General features: G+C 71.2%; 17 protein-coding genes. 5 read left to right on the forward strand and 12 right to left on the reverse strand.

Annotation, left to right across the window (positions count from 1 at the left end):
• Positions 1 to 512 precede the first annotated feature (512 nt).
• Both ACZ61E_RS12510 and ACZ61E_RS12515 read left to right on the forward strand, forming a co-directional pair.
• On the forward strand, positions 513 to 1742 hold the full coding sequence (locus tag ACZ61E_RS12510) for a PQQ-binding-like beta-propeller repeat protein (RefSeq protein ID WP_469699569.1): 1230 nt from the start codon (positions 513 to 515) through the stop codon (positions 1740 to 1742).
• 146 nt (positions 1743 to 1888) lie between these two features.
• Positions 1889 to 2449, forward strand: a complete 561-nt coding sequence (locus ACZ61E_RS12515) for a hypothetical protein (RefSeq protein ID WP_469699570.1) — start codon at positions 1889 to 1891, stop codon at positions 2447 to 2449.
• A gap of 216 nt (positions 2450 to 2665) precedes the next feature.
• Here the strand turns inward: ACZ61E_RS12515 and ACZ61E_RS12520 are convergent, their stop codons facing one another.
• The 3 genes from ACZ61E_RS12520 to ACZ61E_RS12530 are packed head-to-tail and all read right to left on the reverse strand — an operon-like array spanning position 2666 to position 5406.
• Positions 2666 to 3220 (reverse strand): hypothetical protein, encoded by a 555-nt coding sequence (locus ACZ61E_RS12520; protein WP_469699571.1) that lies wholly within the window; start codon positions 3218 to 3220, stop codon positions 2666 to 2668.
• Positions 3221 to 3229: 9 nt separating this feature from the next.
• Entirely contained in the window at positions 3230 to 5017 is a 1788-nt protein-coding gene (locus tag ACZ61E_RS12525) for a caspase, EACC1-associated type (RefSeq protein ID WP_469699572.1), read from the reverse strand.
• Complete coding sequence (locus ACZ61E_RS12530) at positions 5014 to 5406, reverse strand: effector-associated constant component EACC1 (RefSeq protein ID WP_469699573.1); 393 nt, start codon at positions 5404 to 5406, stop codon at positions 5014 to 5016. The genes ACZ61E_RS12525 and ACZ61E_RS12530 overlap by 4 nt, the downstream gene beginning before the upstream one ends.
• Positions 5407 to 5603: 197 nt before the next feature.
• Between ACZ61E_RS12530 and ACZ61E_RS12535 the strand changes: the two genes are divergently transcribed.
• Positions 5604 to 5921: a hypothetical protein gene (locus ACZ61E_RS12535; RefSeq protein WP_469699574.1), complete on the forward strand. Its 318-nt coding sequence runs from the start codon at positions 5604 to 5606 to the stop codon at positions 5919 to 5921.
• A 35-nt stretch (positions 5922 to 5956) separates the two neighbouring features.
• Entirely contained in the window at positions 5957 to 6244 is a 288-nt protein-coding gene (locus ACZ61E_RS12540) for a hypothetical protein (protein ID WP_469699576.1), read from the forward strand.
• 47 nt (positions 6245 to 6291) lie between these two features.
• Here ACZ61E_RS12540 and ACZ61E_RS12545 read toward each other — a convergent pair whose 3' ends face one another.
• The 9 genes from ACZ61E_RS12545 to ACZ61E_RS12585 form a co-directional block, all read right to left on the reverse strand.
• Entirely contained in the window at positions 6292 to 7059 is a 768-nt protein-coding gene (locus tag ACZ61E_RS12545) for a PIG-L deacetylase family protein (RefSeq protein ID WP_469699577.1), read from the reverse strand.
• A 239-nt stretch (positions 7060 to 7298) separates the two neighbouring features.
• On the reverse strand, positions 7299 to 7613 hold the full coding sequence (locus ACZ61E_RS12550) for a glycosyltransferase (protein ID WP_469699578.1): 315 nt from the start codon (positions 7611 to 7613) through the stop codon (positions 7299 to 7301).
• Between the two features lie 438 nt (positions 7614 to 8051).
• Positions 8052 to 9062 (reverse strand): LacI family DNA-binding transcriptional regulator, encoded by a 1011-nt coding sequence (locus ACZ61E_RS12555; RefSeq protein ID WP_469699580.1) that lies wholly within the window; start codon positions 9060 to 9062, stop codon positions 8052 to 8054.
• Between the two features lie 136 nt (positions 9063 to 9198).
• Positions 9199 to 10911, reverse strand: a complete 1713-nt coding sequence (locus ACZ61E_RS12560) for a glycoside hydrolase family 6 protein (RefSeq protein WP_469699581.1) — start codon at positions 10909 to 10911, stop codon at positions 9199 to 9201.
• 286 nt (positions 10912 to 11197) lie between these two features.
• On the reverse strand, positions 11198 to 11335 hold the full coding sequence (locus ACZ61E_RS12565) for a hypothetical protein (protein WP_469699582.1): 138 nt from the start codon (positions 11333 to 11335) through the stop codon (positions 11198 to 11200).
• A 28-nt stretch (positions 11336 to 11363) separates the two neighbouring features.
• On the reverse strand, positions 11364 to 13406 hold the full coding sequence (locus ACZ61E_RS12570) for a beta-galactosidase (RefSeq protein ID WP_469699584.1): 2043 nt from the start codon (positions 13404 to 13406) through the stop codon (positions 11364 to 11366).
• A 193-nt stretch (positions 13407 to 13599) separates the two neighbouring features.
• The gene (locus ACZ61E_RS12575; protein WP_469699585.1) at positions 13600 to 14937 is read right to left on the reverse strand and encodes an ABC transporter substrate-binding protein; all 1338 of its coding nucleotides are present in this window, start codon (positions 14935 to 14937) and stop codon (positions 13600 to 13602) included.
• Positions 14938 to 15016: 79 nt separating this feature from the next.
• Positions 15017 to 16006, reverse strand: a complete 990-nt coding sequence (locus ACZ61E_RS12580) for a carbohydrate ABC transporter permease (RefSeq protein WP_469699586.1) — start codon at positions 16004 to 16006, stop codon at positions 15017 to 15019.
• Positions 16007 to 16009: 3 nt separating this feature from the next.
• On the reverse strand, positions 16010 to 16936 hold the full coding sequence (locus tag ACZ61E_RS12585) for a carbohydrate ABC transporter permease (protein ID WP_469699587.1): 927 nt from the start codon (positions 16934 to 16936) through the stop codon (positions 16010 to 16012).
• A 217-nt stretch (positions 16937 to 17153) separates the two neighbouring features.
• Between ACZ61E_RS12585 and ACZ61E_RS12590 the strand changes: the two genes are divergently transcribed.
• A complete protein-coding gene (locus ACZ61E_RS12590) occupies positions 17154 to 18245 on the forward strand; it encodes a LacI family DNA-binding transcriptional regulator (RefSeq protein ID WP_469699589.1) in 1092 nt (363 codons plus the stop codon).
• Positions 18246 to 18256: the final 11 nt, after the last annotated feature.

An 18256-nucleotide genomic window follows, 5' to 3' on the forward strand; every position in this document is an offset into this window, starting at 1 on the left:
ACCCCCCCCCCCCCCCCCCCCTCCCCCCCCCCCCCCCCCCCCCCCCCCCCCCCCCCCGTCTCCCCCCCCCCCCCCCCCCCCCCCCCCCCCCCCCCCCCCGGCCGCTGCCTGTCGGCCTCCTCGGATGTGGCCGAGGCGGCGGACGGCGGCGGCCCGTGCCCCGGCGATCACCTCCGCCCGAGTCCTCGGCGTCCAGGGCCGTGACGGCCCTGTGCGGCTTCGGCGCGACGCGGTGCGCGGCACATCGAGACCGTTGTTCACCGACTCGGCGCTGTCCGGCAGGGCCTCGGCCGGTGAGGGCCCGTACGGACGTCCGCCCCTGCCTGCGCGGCGCGCTCGGCCGGGCCGGGTGTGCGGGGGTGATGTCCCGGTTGCTCCACGACGTTGTCCCGGTTGGTTCACGGCGTCTCCCGTGGCGCCCGGCGGCGGCTAACGTTCATGATCGCAGGGCCGTAGGACATATGACATCGGTCTGTGCGCTTTTCTGTTGTTACGACCCACGGGGGTACGGCATGGCCAGGGGAATCAGTGCGTCGGGTGGCAGGCCCTCCCGGCGGCGGGTGTTGAGGCTTGCCGGGGGCGGTCTCACGCTGACGGTCCTGGCGGCCGGAGCGGTGGGCTGCCGCGAGGACACGACGGACGGCGGGGGCTCGGAGGTGTCCGGGGCCGACAAGCCCTCCGGGGCCGAGAGCCCCCGGGCCGGGCAGGCCCCCGAGCCGCAGTGGACGAAGTCGACCGCGGCGCAGACCTACGGTGACAACGACGAACTCGTGGCCGTGGGAGGCGTGGTGATCGCGAGCGGTGATCCGCTCGCCGCCCTCGACGCCGCGACCGGCAAGGAGCGGTGGGCGCTGGAGAGCGGTGCGATCCCCGGTGCGCCGATGCTGGTCGGCAACGGCACGCTGTACTTGGCCAGCGGCAAGTACGACGGCACCGTCGCCGGCTACGACCCGGCTTCGGGCAGGGAGACCTGGCGCAGCCACCTGGGCAAGGGCTACCGGCAGCCGAAGCCGATGGCGGTGGACGAGAAGCAGGTGTACGTCATCGCCGAGATACTGGAGGACGACGGCTCGTCCCGGACCAACGTGATCGCCGCGCTCAACGGTTCCACGGGCAAGGTGGCCTGGAGTGAACAGCGCGATCTCGGCACCATGGAGACGGGGGTCCACGCCGCCGTCCAGGGCCGCCATCTGGTGTACACCGACTTCAAGAAGAACCTCACGGTGCGCGACACGGCCACGGGGTCGCAGGTGTGGACGCACAAGACGACGAAGACGAACTACGGCTTCTTCGCCGTGCACGAGGATCTGGTGATCGTCCCGCAGGGGCAGACGCTCCAGGCCTTCAACCTGTCGGACGGCACCCAGAAGTGGTCCATGAAGACCGAGCGCCTCACCACGTTCAAGGAGCCGGCCGTCCTGGAGGGCGTGCTCTACATCGGCGACAGCGACCGCACACTGCGGGCGATCGAGCCGGGCACCGGCAAGGAGATCTGGCAGTCCAAGGCCCTCGCGGAGAAGGAGGTCCAGGTGCCCAGACAGTACGTCAAGGTCGGTGAGGTCCTTTACGGAGCCACGAGCCTCGACGAACAGGGCGGTGTCGTCGCGATCGACGCCTCGACCGGTGAACTGCGCTGGACCTTCAACGACGAATCCGGCGACTTCCACGCGTGGCTGATCGCCACCGACGGCAAACGCGTCTTCGCGCTGCACGGCAAGAAGCTGCACGCCCTGCCCGCGTGACCGAACCCGGCTCACCCGGCGCGGCCCACCGGTCCCCGTACCGGTGGGCCGGCTTCGGGGCCGCCGGCCCGGCATAGACTCGCGGGCGCACCGCAACAGGGCCGTGGCGCACGCGCCATGGCGAGCATGAGGGGGACACACCGTCCGTGGGGAACACACCGCCGTCCGCGCATCACCCCGACGACCCGGCCTGGGGTCCGTTCCCGGTCCGCCCGGCCGCGGTCCGCTGGCTGCTGCTCCTGCCACTGACCCTGGTGTTCCTGCCGTTGTGGTGGGTCCTGTGGGTCCTGCTCGGGTGCTTCTTCTACGGTGTGGCGACGGTGGCCCAGCTCATCGTCTACGTGGTGCCGCGCGCCGAGAGGGGCGCGATTCGCGTACTGGACGCCACTCTCGGCAGGGTGCCCTTCATCCCGCTCTGGTGTGTGACCCCGGTCGCGCTCGTACGGGAGGGCGACACCGCGTACTACCAGGCACGGGTGGACCGCCGGGTCGGCAAGCAGACCCGGCGGGTGGAGACGTCGGGACATGCCCGCGAGTACCACCGGGACCTGGAACTCGGGGCGCACTACTTCCGTGGCGCGGGCCCTGGTTACGTACTCCGCGTGGCCTCGGAACAGGGCTGGGGTCTCCACCCGGTACTCCGCTCGCACCCCCGCCGCCGGCTCCGGCTGCGCCACGACGGCCGGCCCCGGCCCGAATTCACCTGAAAGCCGCGCGAGTCGGCGGCCCCTCGGGCGGGCTCGGCACAGGGGTGGCTTCCCTCGACCGCGCCACCAGCCGTGCGCAGGCGGTGGGTTTCGTCCCGGCGGCATCCAGCGCCCGAGGTTCGGTAGGGGCGGGTCTCGTGGTCGGCGTGACGAATCCCAGGACGTGCGGGATCGGACTCTCACCACACGCCCTGGGAGCCGCGGGGTGACCGGGTCTCAGGAGTAGAAGTCCGGATTCATGAAATTCGGGTCGGCTCTCATGAGGATCTCCGGGTCCCGCCAAGTGAGCGCGAAGGACGGGCACGACCCGGTGCCGCCGTCCCACCCGGCCTTCATGGTGACCGTGCGGGGTCTGCCGTGCACGGCCACGTCGATCTCCACGTCGTACGCGTGCACCCACCGCACCTGTCCACTCCTGAACGGTGCTCCGTCGACTTCGATCTGCCAGCGGACCGTGCGGTCGGCGCACCCGTCGGGCACCGACGCCCGGAGGGTGCCTTCCAGTGAGCCGACCTCGCTCGTGCCGAAGCCGGAGGGAACGGCGAACCTGGTTTCGACGCGACGCCGGACGTCCCAGCTGTACTCGTACACCGGGTCCACGAATCTGGCGGCGCGGCTCACCGTCGCCTTGACCGGGCGCGCGCCGCTGTCGTACGACAGACCGAGCGCCGACGCCGAGCAACTCGCCGCCATCAAGGTGAGCATCCCCATGACGCCGAGCAGACCGGCGCAACCCCCGAGCCAGGCACCGCGCCGGTCACGCGCGCTCATCGCACCGCCTCACCACAGAGCCAGGCCGAAGCTCTTGGACAGCCGCGGGTCGGTCCAGACGAGACCGAAACTCTCACAGGTCCCGCCGGGACCGTCCCAGGACGCGTCGATCGTGATCCGCTTCGGGGACTGTTCCAGGCCCACGTCGACCGAGACCTGATGCTCCGTCTTCCCGGTCAGGGAGCCATGGGCGGCCCGCTCGCCGTCGAGGGCTATCTCCCACTCAACGGTCCGGTCCGTACAGTCCCGGGGCACGGAGACGGTGAGGTCTCCCGACAGTTGGTCGACCCCGTCGTCCTCGGAGGGGCGGAACACGCTGGTGACGCTCTCCGCCACGTCCCAGACATGGCGTGGCCCCTCACCGGCCCCCGAGTAGACCGCTCTCCCCGCCGACGCGGGTCTGCGGCCGGAGTCGTATGTCAGCGACACGTGGCCGAGGCTGGAGAACCAGGCGATCACGAGGAAGAGCACGCCCAACACGGCCGGGACGCCCCCCAGCAGGGCGGCCGAGGGGCCAACACTTCTTCTCCCGGGGGCATTTGAGGATGTGCCCGCTACGGGTCCCTTCACGGGCGAAGTCCGGCCTCCGCGTGCCGCCGCCTCGGACGCGGCGGTCACACCGGCCAGTTCCTCCGCCCTGCCCTCATCGGTGCGCCGCTCGTCCAGCAGCCCCCGCACCTGCTGCCGCAGCACCGTCACCTCCTGGTGCAGCAGCCGTACACGCTCCCGCGCCTCCGTCAGCTCGGCTTCGATCCGGCGGCTGTAGTCACCGGCGTGTGCCGTCCGGTGCCGGAGCCGGGTCACCTCCTCCTGCCAGTAGAGGAGTTGGGTCGCGGCGTCGGGAGAGGCCCGCTGCGCCGCCCGGCGCAGGGTGTGCAGTCGCTCCAGCGTCCGCGGGGGCAGAACGCCGGCCAGCGCGTCCACGAAGGCGCGCGGGGCGACGCGCTCTCCGCGCAGGTACCGGCCGTCGTTCCCGCCCCGTGTGACGCTCGGCGCGGGGGCGGACGACACCGCCTTCCGCAGCTCCGTGGCGTAGGCATCCGCCTCGGGCCCCGGTGCCGGGCTCCAGCGATTGCGGCCGAGCACGATCCGGTGTCCCTCGTTGCGGGCCCGCTGCTGCGGTACCGGCCGCCTCGTGGCCTGCAACTGCCGTCTCAGGTGGCGGTAGACGGACTGCGTGTCGAGCAGTTCGGGCCCGTCGGGGACGCCTTCGGTCAGTGCCGTCAGCAGGGCTCCGGTGAACGCGGTGTAGTGCTCGGCCCGCGGCGCCATGGAGCGCTTCGTCTCGGCGGACGCGGTCATCACGTATGTCCCGTCGATGCCTCCGCAGTCGGCGAGTTCCAGCGGCGCCCCCATGTATCCGTGGAGGGCCCGGCCGCTGTAGCAGCAGTCCAGGACGACGACCCGGCTGCGCGCCGCGCATTCCTCGGCCACCTGGCGCCTGAGGTGGTCGTAGTCCAGCGCGCGGAAGAGACGGCCGGCGTGCGAGTCCGTGAGCGCCAGGTACAGGTCACCGGCAGGCGACAGCAGGCCGTGCCCGGCGAAGTAGACGAGGAGGGCGTCCGTGGCCTCCGTCGACGCCGTGTGCACGGCGTCGAGTACGTCGGCGGCCGATTCGGGATTGGACAGTACGACGCAGTGCTCCGGGGCCAGGGACCACGAGTCGGGTCCCGTGAGAAACTCCTCCAGCCCGGCCAGGTTGTGGGCCACGGTGTCCAGGGGGGCCAGGGGCTCGTCGTACGCGCTGACCCCGATGAGCACCGCGCGGGAGGCCCCGGGGTCGGGCAGAGCCGTCACACCGGCTCCGGCGCGCCGTCGTCCCGGGGCGACACGGCCGGAGCGCCGGTCTCCCCCGTGGCCAGCAGCTCGACGATCCGCGACAGGGTCTCCTCCGAACACCCCTGGAGGGCGATCGATCTGCCGTCGACCGTGAGGGAGATCGCGGGTGCGGTCGGCCGCGCCGCGCGCCAGTTGGCGTACGAGAGAGCCAGGTTGAGCGCGGTGAAGGTCTGTCCGAGCACCAGGTTGACCACCTCGACGGCGCCCATGGCCTCGCCGCTCGGGTCGGGCTCGTCGAGGCTCAGCCGGCTGTGGTCGCGGACGTCTGGGTCCTGCCGAAGCCAGGTGTAGAGGTCGAGCGTCGTCAGTACGCCGTCGTCCGGCTCGGCCCTCAACTGAACCAGCATGTGTGTCCCTTCACGGGGTGGGGGCGGCCCACAGTAGAAGGGAAGAACCGGGCGCGACACGACGTTCGGCGGCCCGTCCCCCGGAAGGGTTAGTGACCCCTTTCCGCCGGGGAGGGGGTGGGCGGGGCCGGCTCCGCGCGGGTGCGGCAGTGGGTCCCCTCTCGACGGGGCGGCGGCCTTGCGCCATGATGCATGTCATGGCCACGACACGACGCTTCGGGCTGACGCTGCCCCTGGCCGCCGCCCTCGCCCTCATCCCCACCGGCTTCGCGCAGGCGGAGCCGACCGTGCCGGAACACGCCGTCATCGTCTGCGACAGCGCCAGCTTCTACGCGAACTACGACAGCGCCTCCGGACCGGCCGGACTCAAACGGACCCTCGGACGCGGCGACAAGGTCGGACACACCCGCGGCGCCCACCCCGTCTACAACGGGTGGGCCGCCACCTTCGACTTCGGGCCCAACGACTGGGGCTACGTCAGGCAGGAATGCCTGGGCGGCTTCGGTTCCTGGTGACACACCCGCAACCCACACCCCGCGAAGGACCATCCATGACCCGCATCAGCAGGCGCATCACCCTCGTCCTGGCCGTGACCGGAGCCGTGGCCGCCCTGACCGCCGGCCCCGTCACCGCCGACGACGGCACCGCGGGCGTACGCGAGACCGTCTGCGCCCAGGACCTCGCCGTACGGGTCACCGCCCCTCACGGAGCCTGGATGGGCACCCTGTACCGCGGTCAGACCTTCCTCGTCGAGGAAGCCGGCGGGGAGTGGGTCTACGGCTTCGCCTACGGCGACATCAACCGGCGGGGCTGGGTCCAGAACGGCTGGTTCTGCTGACCACCGGCCCACTCGACCACCCCCGCGAGTCCGCGCCCGCCGCTCCCTCAGCGAGCCTGCTCCCGCCCCTCCCCCGAACCTCCCGAATCCTCCGGGCCGGCCGGGGCGGGGGCGACGTGGTGCCCGGTGAAGTACTCGACCGCCAGAATCCGGTCCCGGTCACCCGCGTCAAGACGTGACAGCAACGCGGGCAGCGGACGCCCGCCCGTGAGCTGGCTGCCGTGTGCACGGATCGCGGCCCACTTCCGCTCCAGCCACGGTGTCACGTCCACACTCGCCGTCACGTACTCGTCGGGCACACTCAGCAGGCTCTTGCCGGCCCCGTGAAGCAGCGGTCCGAGGCCGCCGACCCCGGACTGAGGGTGCGTGGCCGAATAGAGCACGCCGGTCCGCCACGGCGCCCCGGCCTCGGGATACAGCGCGGCAAGGCCCGCCGCCTCCACGGCGAGCAGCACCACCTGGTGTGTGCGCCGGTGGTCGGGATGACCGGTCAGCTGGCCCAGAGCGTCATGGGTGATGACAGCAGCGGGACGCACCTGCCGGATATGGAGGACCACCCGCGCGACAGCCTCGTCCAGATCCACGTCGCACCACCGGGGCCGGCCGGGCGCCGACCTTTCATTGCGGGCGTCGCCGTACCCGAGCATCCGCGGCGCACCCGCTCCCAGCACGGCCAGCGCCCGGGCCAGTTCGGAAGCCCGCACCGAGTCCGGGGCCCATGTCGCCGTCACGACCTCCGTCCGGGCACCGGCAGCGGCCTGCCGGGCGAGCACGCCTCCCGCGAGGAGGCTCTCGTCGTCCGGGTGAGCGAACACCCCCAGCACCGACGGCAGAACGGACGACAGGGAAAGTGAAGGAGCCGGCACGGTCACGGACGCGGGAACCTCTCTCGTCACAGACGCGGGGTGGGGTCGGGGGCGGGAGGCGGGGCGCGTCCACCGCACGGACGCGACCGGAGCACCGGACAACAACCGTGCACAACCGCCGAATCCCCCTCACGCGAGGACCGCCGCAGACCACCCGCCCCGGCCGGCCCCGGTCGGGTCCGCAGCCGTCAGACGGAGACGACGGCCTCGGCACGCATCCAGCCCCGGCCGTCGGCCGCCGCGTCCGTGGCCACCAGCACGTAGCTCCACTCGTTGTACGTGGCGCCCTCACAGGTCGAGGCGCCGACGATGTCACCGGCGTGCTTGGTCTTCACCACGGCACTGGTGGGCTCCGGGTTCTCGTAGACCCCGGCCGTCGGCCACATCACCTTGTACTGGCACCCCGCCCGGGCCTCGGCCCCGGCGACCGGACCGGTGGCAAGTACACCGGCAAGACCGAACACGGACGCCAGAACAGCAGTGGTGAGACGGGTTCTGCGCATGGCTGTGGGTCCCCCTCGGGAGTTGATGGTCTGTCAGTCAGATCGCACACAATGACACACCTCCCCGCGACACCCCCAACCCGGCAGGCCGGAGCGCGTCCGACACGTCGCGGACTCCCCCGGCGCACCGCGCGTTCCCTTCCCGCCACCGGTGGCGCGAATGCCGGTGCCCTGCCGGTCGGTGAGGCCCTGGCAACACCGCCGGAAGCAGCGGCGACAGGGCTGTTCGGCGCCTGCTTCGGGCTCGTGCCGCTCCTCGCGGCCCGGGCCCGGCTGGGCCGCGTGGCGCGCGGACCGCGGCCGCCCGGGACACGCGCCATGGTCCTCACGCTCGTGGTGGGGGCCGCGCCGCTGGTGGTCGCTGGTGGTCGGCCCGCCGCGGCGGCATGACCGGCCAGGAATCGGACGAACGCGGCAGCCGGCGGCGACCGCGGAGTGTCAAGCGGGCCCGGGGCCGGAGGTGGCGCGGATCGTCAGTTCCGGGGTGATCAAGGTGACGTCGGGTGTGCGCTCGCCGGTCAGTCCGGCGACGATCCGGTCCACGGCCCGGCGGCCGATCACCTGTGCCGGGACGGAGACCGAGGTGAGGAGTACGGCCGGCCGGAGCGCCACCCGGTCCGGGCAGATCGCGATCACGGAGACGTCCTCCGGGACCGATCGGCCCATTCGGCTCAGCGAGTGGAGCAGGGACTCGGCTCCCCGCTCGTCCTGCTCGTGCTGGACCACGAATCCCGAAGTGGCGGGGTGCTCGGCGAAGTCGCGGGCGACCGTGTCCGCCATGGCCGCACTGCCGCCGCCCGTCGACAGGTGACGGACGCTCAGGCCAAGTGCCCGGCCCCTGGCGCGCAGCCCGTGCAGCGTACGCCCGGCGGCTCCGGTGGCAGGTTCGTGGACGGCGGGGGTCCCCGTGATCAGGGCGATGTCGCGGTGTCCCAGTGCGGCCAGATGTGCGGCGCACAGTGCGCCCGCCGCGCTGAAGTCGAGGTCCACACAGGTCAGGCCAGCCGGGTCGGCGGGCAGGCCGATCAGGACGAACGGTTTGTCGCTCTCGCGCAGCAGCGGCGGCCGTACGTCCGCCGGCGCGACGTCCATCAGGATCGCGGCGTCGGCGAGAGCGCCGCCGGTGACCCGGCGCACCGCGGCGGGACCGTCCCGGCCGGTCAGCAGCAGTACGTCGTAGCCGTGGGCGCGGGCCGTGGTGGTGACGGCGAGCGCGGTCTCCGTCACCGCCGGGGCGCAGGCGTCGGTGCGCAGCGGCATCATCAGGGCGATGATGCCGGACCTGCCGCCGGCCAGGGCGCGCGCCCCTGCGTGGTAACCCAGTTCATGGATGCTGCGCTCGACGCGCTCACAGGTGCCCGGTGAGATGGACCGCTTGCCGCTGAGGACGTAACTCACCGTGCTGGCCGAGACTCCGGCGTGCCTGGCGACCTCGGCGAGGGTGATCATTCCAGCTCTCCCGGACTCGGTTGCGCGTCACTTCGGCGGTCGGTGCCATGGGGCGGGGGCGCGGGGGGGGGGGGGGGGGGGGGGGGGGGGGGGGGGCGTCCCCCCCCCCCCCCCCCCCCCCACCGGCGGGGAGGTGTTACAGCGCCGGATAGGCGTTCTTCATGAGTTCCTGGAACTGGGCGGAGAACCAGTGACCGGACAGGGGTGATCCGGGCAGCGCCCCTGACATGTTGTTGTTGTTCCGGGGGTTGCCCTCGTACGTCGGGTCGCACATGCGGTCGAAGCCCTTGCCCTCGTCGTTCGGGATCGCCGTGCTGGATCCGTCCGACTCCCCCGGCGGCTTCATCCACACATAGGCGTCGATGCCGGCGGCGGGCGCGGCCTGGGGTCGTTCGCCGAGCCCAGCGCCGGACTGGTTGCACCAGTTGCCGAGGTGGATGCGCCGGTCGTAGCGACCGCCGTCGACGTAGGCGTCCACGGTGGTCCTGGGCCCGGGAGCGGCGGGCCTGGCGGTGCCGCCCCAGCCGTTGCGGGAGGTGTCGATCAGCATGCCGAGGTCGGTGTCGAAGCCGAGTGAGACGAGCTTGGCGCGCATGGCCTGCGCGTAGGAGAGTTCGTCGGTGTAGCGGTTCCAGTCGACCCACTTGGACTGGCGGACCGAGACGCCGTTGACGGTGTCGTCGACGGCGAAGTGGTTCTCCTTCAGGGCGCTGTAGTTGGCGGTGTTGACGATGAAGCCGTGTACGTCGCCGAGGGTGGCGCCCTCGGTGGTGGCGGCGGTCTTGAAGAGTTCAGCCGAGGGGCCGAAGTTGTCGTCCCAGCCGAGCCAGCCGTGGTGTCCGGCGTCCACGTAGTTGTAGACGTTGGGCGCGTCGCCCAGCTTGTTCAGGGCGTAGCCGACGCCCTTCTGGTAGTTGCCGTTCGCCTTCATCGTGTCGCAGTTGGGGGTGGCGGTCGGGCGCGGGGTGACGTTGGTGACGAGGTTGGGCAGGGAGTCGATCTCGACGGTCGTCACGATGCGCAGACCGGCGTACTTCTGGTCGGCGAGGATCGCGGCGATCGGGTCGATGTACTGGGTCTTGTAGCGGTCGATCTCGGTCGCGCCGAGTTCTCCGTTGGAGGCGAGGGCCGAGCAGTCGCGGCCCGGCAGGTTGTAGATGACGAGCTGGACGACGAGTTCACCGGAGCCCTTCTGCGTCAGGGCCTCGTCGAGGTGGTCGCGCAGGCCCATGCCGCTCCCGACGCCCTCGATCGCGGCGGTGCGGTCGAGCCAGACCCCGGTCGGCTGGCTGGAGATGCGGCTGCCGCCCGGTTCGGCGGCGGCCTTGGCGGACCACTCGGGGTTCACGTAGACCTTGGCGCCGGCGTAGGGGTTGTTCACGCGGTCGCCGGGGCCGGGGGGATCGGTCGGGTCGGTCGGGTCCGTGGGATCGGTCGGACCGGCGTTGCAGGTGACGCCGTTCAGCTTGAACGTGGCGGGTGTCGCGTTGGAGCCGCTGTACGAGGCGTTGAAACCGAAGGAGGTGGAGGCGCCGGCGGCGAGTGTGCCGTTGTGGGCGACGTTCCTGGCGGTGACGCCGGTACCGCTCTGGGCGATGTCGGCGTTCCAGCCCTGGGTGACGCGCTGGTTGCCCGCGAAGGACCAGGTGAGGTTCCAGCCGTTCACCGCGTCACCGGTGTTGGTGACCGTGACGCCGGAGGTGAAGCCGGAGTCCCACTGGGTCTGCACCGTGTAGGCGACGGTGCAGCCCGCGGCGGCGGCGCCGTTCGGGGAGGGGGCGGCGGCGGCTGTTCCGGTGGCGGCCGCTGTCAGTGCGGCGGCGGCCAGTAAGGCCGTACGAGATCTCATGGCTGAAGTCACTCTCCGTCCGGGGCGCGCCGATGGTGGCGGCGGCCCGCTGCCGAATGCGGGTGGGGGTGCCGTTCGTGCCGTCGTGCGGTCGTGCCGTCGAGGGAACTGATCGGTCCGGGACATCTGGTGCGGGCGACGCACGGCGAGGGATCGCTCGCGGCGCGTCAAGCCTTGAATCAGTGGGAGCGCTCCCATACTGGATGCGGGTCATGTCCCGGTCAAGGTTCTTGAAGAGTCGAACTCATTCGACAGTGCGGAGGGCCGGGGCCTTCAGGCATCGGCCTCAGCCGGACAGCGGCGTGCGGGCGCGACGGTGGGCCGTCCCGCCACGGCCGGCGGGACGGCCCGGATCCGGTGCCGCGTACGTCGTCACACAGGCGTGCAGCTTCGCGTCCGCGAACGCGTTCGCGGTCCCGTTCACGTGCGGGTTCACGTGTGCGTTCGCGAGGTCAGGGCGTGGGCTGCCGCAGTACGGCGACCTCCCTCGGCGCCAGGACGAGCACACCCTCGGTGTCGGTTCGGCCGGTCAGGATCTCCCCGGTGAGTCCGGGCAGTGGTACGGGCCCGTCGGTCCGGTTGACCAGGAACAGATAGCGGCTCCCGGCGTCGCGCCGTACGGCCAGCTCGACGCTTCCACGCGCGTGCTCGGGGAGTTCACTCCGCACGCCGGCGGTCGCGAGCAGCTTCGGCAGCAGGCCGGCGAGTCCGCTCACACCGAGCCTGGTGGAGACGTACGCGGCCGAACCCCGGCCCGTCGAACGGCGGGTGACGGCGGGCAGGCCCGCGTACGCCCCGGTCTCGTAGCGGGCCAGCACCTCCGCGCCGGGGTCGGTGACGGTGATCCGGTCGGTCCACAGGGTGCCGGGACCGGCGCCGTCCAGCGAAACGCTCTCACCGTCGAGCAGCGGACCGAACTCCTCGACGCGGATGCCCAGCAGCTCGCGCAGCGCCCCGGGGTGTCCGCCCAGCCAGATGTGGTCGTTCTCGTCGACGACACCGGAGAAGTACGTGGTGACGAGGTGCCCTCCGTCGTCGGCGTACCGGGTGAGCCGCGCGGCCAGTGCCGCGGGGACCACATGCAGTACGGGCGCGATCAGGAGGTCGTACCGTTCGAGATCGGTGCTGGTCGTGACGGTGTCGGCCCGTACGCCGAGGGCGAGCAGGGCGGAGTACCAGTCGAGCGCTTCCTGCCGGTAGTCGAGCCGGGAGGTGGGGTGGGAGTCCTGCTCACAGGCCCACCAGGAGTCCCAGTCGAAGAGGATGCCGACCCGGGCGGGTTCACGCCCGGTGCCCGCGACGGGTGCCAGCGCCCGCAGGGTCTCTCCGAGGGCGGTGACCGCGCGGAAGACCTCGCTGTCGGGTCCGGCGTGCGGAACCATCGCGGAGTGGTACTTCTCGGCGCCGGCCGCGGACTGGCGCCACTGGAAGAAGGAGACCGCGTCGGCGCCGTGCGCGACGTGCAGCAGCGAGTCCCGGGCCAGCTCGCCGCGCCGTTTGGGCACATTGACGGGCTGCCAGTTGACGGCGCTGGTGGAGTGCTCCATGAGGAACCAGGGACGCCCGCCGGCGATGGCGCTGGTGAGGTTGGCGGAGAAGGACAGTTCGTCGCGGTCCTGGGGGCCCGGGTGGGCGTAGTGGTCGTTGGAGACGAAGTCGATCTCGCCCGCCCAGTCCGGGTAGTTCATGCCCTTGGTCCCGCCCATCACCATGAAGTTCGTGGTGACGGGAACAGCGGGCGTGATCTCGCGCAACACGTCCCGTTCCGCGCGCAGATGGTCCTTCAGCGCGTCGGACGAGAAGCGCTTGAAGTCGAGTTGCTGGGTGGGGTTGGGGTGGGAGGCCGCCAGCCGGGGTGGCAGGATCTCGTCCCAGTCGCTGTACCTCTGGGACCAGAACGCCGTGCCCCAGGCGTGGTTGAGCCGGTCGAGCGTGCCGTGGCGGGCGCGCAGCCAGTCGCGGAAGGCGCGGGCCGCGTCGTCCGAGTAGTCGTAGACGTTGTGGCAGCCCAGCTCGTTGGAGACGTGCCAGGCCACCAGGGCGGGATGGCCGGCGTATCTCTCGGCCAATTTCCGTACGAGGGCGAGCGCGTGGGTGCGGAAGACGGGAGAGGTGGGGCGCCAGTGCTGCCGCGCCCCCGGCCACAGGGTCTCGCCCGAGGCGGTGACCGGGAGGATCTCGGGGTGGGCCGTGGTGAGCCAGGGCGGCGGGGACGCGGTGGCGGTGGCCAGGTCCACGCCGATGCCGCCCGCGTGCAGCAGGTCCATCACCTCGTCCAGCCAGGTGAAGTCCCAGCTGTGCCGCGTCGGCTGGACGCGGGCCCAGGAGAAGATGCCCACGGAGACCAGGTTGACACCGGCCTCGCGCATCAGCCGCACGTCCTCCTTCCATACCTCGCGGGGCCACTGCTCGGGGTTGTAGTCGGCTCCGTACACGAGGCGCGGGGTGGGATCACCGTCCGGCCCGTGCGGCCGGGACAGGAGGGTGGAGATCATGGGGTTCCTTCCGGAGTGTCACGGGGGCTGACGGCGTCGTCCGGGCAGCGCGGCGACGCGAACGGCCCGGACCGCCGGGCCACTCGCACGGCTTGAGCGGGTCCGGCCGCCGGCACCGCTTGTGCCGGGACCGGCCGCTGCCGCTCGGACGGTTGAGCCGACCGGGCCGCTCGAACGATTCGGTTCAGCGGGTCTACCCGACGGTGAAGCCCTGTTCCTTGCCGTACTTGACCGAGGCGTCCTGCCAGGACTTCAGCCCGGCGGCCAGTCCGGTGTCCGATACGTACGCCTTGCCGACGGTGTCGTTGAAGATCGAGTTGGCGTACTGCTGGAAGGGCAGATAGGCCCAGTCGTCGGCGACGTTGGCGGCGGAGTCGGCGAAGATCTCGTTGGCCTTCTGCCCGCCGAAGTACTCGAACCCGGTGTCGCGGAACTCCGCGGACCGAAGCTCCGCGGTGGTCGCCGGGAAGGCTCCCTGTTCGACACGGGTCGCCACGCCGTCACCGGCGTTGGCGTACTCGGCGAAGGCGTAGGCGAGTTCCTTGTTCTTGCCGAGCGCCGGCAGGGCCAGGGAGCTGCCGCCGTTCTCCGCGCTCGCCTTGTCGCCCTCTGTCCAGGCCGGCATCGGTGCCGCCCTCCAGTCACCGGCGGCCTTGGGCACGCCGGTGACGAAGTTGGCGGGCATCCAGGCGCCGGTGGCCAGGGTGGCGATGGTGCCGTCACCGAGGCCCTTGTACCAGTCGTCGGTCCAGCCGTTGACGGGCGCGAGGAGCTTCTCGTCGAGGAGTCGCTGCCAGGTGTCGGTGTACTTCTTCGCGCCCGCGTCGGAGAAGTCGATCTTCACCTCGGTGCCGTCGACGGTGTAGGGGCGTGAACCGGCCTGCCAGAGCATGCTGGTGGCGAATCCGGCGTCGCCCGCGTCGTTGGCGATGAAGACCTCGGGGTCGGCCTTGTGGAGTGCGCGGGCCGCGTCGACGTACTCGTCCCAGGTCGTCGGCACGGCGATCTTGTGTTTGTCGAAGATCCTCTTGTTGTAGAACAGCGCCATCGGGCCGGAGTCCATCGGCAGGCCGTAGACCTTGTCGCCGTCGCTCACGGCGTTCCAGGGACCCGGTGTGTACTTCTCGGCCAGCTTGCCGGCGCCGAAGGGGGACAGCTCGGTGAGGCCCTTGGTGAGGGAGTACTGCCCCACCGCGAAGTACTCGACCTGCGCGACGTCGGGGACGCCCTTCTCGGCCGAGATGGCGTTCGACAGCGCCGTGTAGTGCTTGTCGCCGGACCGCTCCCCCACCAGGTTGATCCTGACCTTGGGGTACTTCGCCCGGAAGTCGGCGGCGACCGCCTCCAGCGTGGGCTCCCAGGCCCAGACCGTGACCGTACCGCCCTTCTTCAGGGCCGCTTGGATGTCCCCCGCGGAGACGGGCCTCTGGTCGGAGCCGTCACCGCCGGATCCGCCGCAGGCGGTCGCACCCAGGGCGAGGACGGAGAGGAGAGCGATGCCGCGCAGCAGGCGGCCGGAGGTTCTGCGCATGGAGGTGCTTCCACTTCTTCGTGGGCGGGGCGGCGGGCAATTCGTCGGCGGGACGTCGGACGGGTACGGGCGGGCTGCGCTACTCCTTGACGCTTCCGGCGGCGAGCCCGGACTGCCAGTACCTCTGCAGCAGCAGGAACGCTCCGATGAGCGGGACGATGGTGAGCAGCGAACCGGTGATCACGAGGTTGAAGATCACGTCGCCACCGATGGTCTCGGCCTGGGAGTTCCAGCTGCTCAGGCCGAGGGTCAGGGGGTACCAGTCCGGGTCCTTGAGCATGATCAGCGGCAGGAAGTAGTTGTTCCAGGTCGCGACGGTGGTGAACAGCAGCACGGTGACGATGCCCGGGGCGAGCAGTGGCAGGGCGACGCGGAAGAAGGTGCGGGCCTCGCCCGCTCCGTCGATGCGGGCGGCCTCCAGCAGTTCCACGGGGACGGCCTCGGTCGCGAAGACCCACATCAGGTACAGGCCGAAGGGTGACACCAGGGAGGGGATGATCACCGCCCAGGGGCTGTCGGTCAGGCCCAGCTCGCTGAACATGAGGAAGGTGGGGACCGCGAGGGCGGTTCCCGGGACGGCGACGGCGCCGATGACCACGGCGAACACCGCGCGCTTCCCGGGGAAGTCGAACTTCGCGAGCGCGTAGCCACCGAGGATCGCGAGGAAGGTGGCGCCGCCGGCCCCGAGGACCACGTACAGCACGGTGTTGAGGAGCCAGCGGAGGAAGATGCCGTCGTCGTAGGTGAAGGTCTGGCCGATGTTGTCCCACAGGGCGAAGTCGTCACCGAACCGGAGTCCGGACGAGTCGGCGAGCCCCTCCTGGGTCTTGGTGGCGCTGATGACCAGCCATATCAGGGGCACGACGGTGTAGAGCAGCACCAGGCCGGTGAGCACGGTCAGCAGCACGCTGCGCCGGGGACGGCCGGGGGTGTGCCGGCGGGGCCGGCGCAGACGGGGCGCCGTTCTCGCCGTGCCGGCGTCGGGGGTGGGGACGGATCGGGGCGGGGAGGCGGCGGGGGCCGGGCTGCCCGTGGCGCTCGTGCCGATCGCGCTGTCCCTGCTGGTCATGGGCTACGCCTCCCTTCGCATGCCGCGGAGTTGCACGACATAGGCGATGACCATGGTGATCAGCCCCATGATGATGGCGACCGCCGCGGAGTAGTTGTGCTGCTGCCCGTTGAAGGACAGCGAGTAGGTGTAGAAGTTCGGGGTGTAGTCCGTCGTGATGGCGTTGCGCGCCAACTGCCGAAGGATGTTCGGCTCGTTGAACAGCTGGAAGCTGCCGATGACCGAGAAGATCGTCGCGATGACCAGGGCGCCGCGGATGGCGGGCAGCTTGATGGCGGTGATGACGCGGAACTGTCCGGCGCCGTCGATCTCCGCGGCCTCGTAGAGCGAGTGGGGTACGACGCGCAGCGCGGCGTAGAGGATCAGCATGTTGTAGCCGACGAACTCCCAGGTGACGATGTTGCCGATGGACGCGAGGACCAGATCGGTCGAGAGCGGGTCGGGCAGGGTGATGCCGAACGCCTCGTTGATGTCACCGACCAGGCCGAAGCGGGTGCCGTACATGAAGCCCCACATGAGGGTGGCGACCACGGCGGGCACGGCGTACGGCAGGAAGATCGCGATACGGAAGAAGTCCCGTCCGTAGAGCCGGCCGCTGTCCAGGGCGAGGGCGATCAGCAGGGCGATACCGAGCATGATCGGTACCTGAACGGCCAGGAAGAGCGAGACGCGGCCGAGCGAGGCCCAGAACTGGTCGTCTTTCAGGGCCTGTTCGTAGTTGTCCAGGCCGACGAAGGTGGTGCCGCCGATCAGTTGGTCCCGGAACAGGCTGAGGTGGATCGAGTAGACGATCGGCGCCAGGAAGACGAGGGCGAACACGATCGCGAACGGGCCGATGAATCCCCATCCCGTCCAGGAACGGCGGGTCCGTCCCCGCGCGGACGGGGAGTGGCTCCGTCTCACCGCCTTCGGCGGTCGCAGCGTCGTCATGTTCTTTCCTCGCTCGTCCGTCTCGGAATCGGCGTGGCGGTGAGGTGCGTGGCGTGCATGGCGGGCGCGTGGACGCTTGCGCGAACACCGGGCGCGACCTGGAATGTCGCGCGGTTATGTTTACGTAAACATCTGGTGGCGGCATGTCTACACTGCCCCATTGACGGTGGTCAAGGGTCGGCGGGGAACCGCTTGCCGAAGGCGGCGGGGGAGACAGGTGGGCACAGTGGACAGCACCTCGGCGGGCGGGCCGCCGGCTGCGGCGCTACGCGACGGGGACCGGGCCGGCCGCGCCCGGGGCGCGTCCATGGCGGATGTCGCCCGGCTGGTGGGGGTCTCCTCGCAGACCGTCTCCCGCGTCTCCAACGGCTACGCCGGGGTGAACGAGGAGACCCGGCAGCAGGTGCTGGCGGCCATGAAGGAGCTGGGCTACCGGCCCAACAGCGCCGCCCGCGCGCTCAAGCGCGGCGAGTTCCGGACCATCGGCGTCATCACCTTCGGCCTCTCCACCACGGGGAACGTGCGCACCCTGGAGGCGATCGCGACCCATGCGGCGCACGAGGGCTACGCGGTGACGCTCCTGCCGGTCGCCGTCCCCACGCAGGACGAGGTGCGCGGGGCGTTCTCCCGGCTGGGGGAACTGGCCGTGGACGCCGTCATCATCATCCAGGAAGTACATCTGATCGACGCGGTGACCCTGTCGCTGCCGCCGAACGTCCAGGTCGTCGTGGCCGACTCGGACGCGGGTGACCGGTACACGGTGGTCGACACCGACCAGGCGGGCGGCACGCGCACCGCTGTACGCCATCTGCTCGACCTCGGGCACCGCACGGTCTGGCACCTCGCGGGTCCCGAGGAGTCCTACGCAGCGCAGCGCCGGGCCGACGCCTGGCGCGCCGAGCTGACCGCGTCGGGGCGCGCCACGCCGCCTCTCGTACGGGGTGACTGGTCCGCGGAGTCCGGCTACCGGGCGGGGCTGGAACTCGCGTCCCGGGAGGACTGCACCGCGGTGTTCGCGGCCAACGACCAGATGGCGCTGGGGCTTCTGCGCGCCTTGCACGGGCGGGGGCGAGGAGTGCCGGAGGACGTCAGCGTCGTCGGCTTCGACGACATCCCGGAAGCCGGGTCCTTCCTGCCTCCCCTGACCACCATTCACCAGGACTTCGCCGAAGTGGGACGGCGCTGCGTCGAGGGTGTCCTTCGGCAGATGCGCCGTGAGGAGTCGCGGCACGGCCTCACGCTCGTCCCCACGCGGCTCGTCGTACGCGACAGCACCGCTGCTCCTCCCGCGCGCCGGCCGGGCCCGTAGCGTGCCCGGTG

It is taken from the genome of Streptomyces sp. NPDC104581, assembly GCF_055583685.1.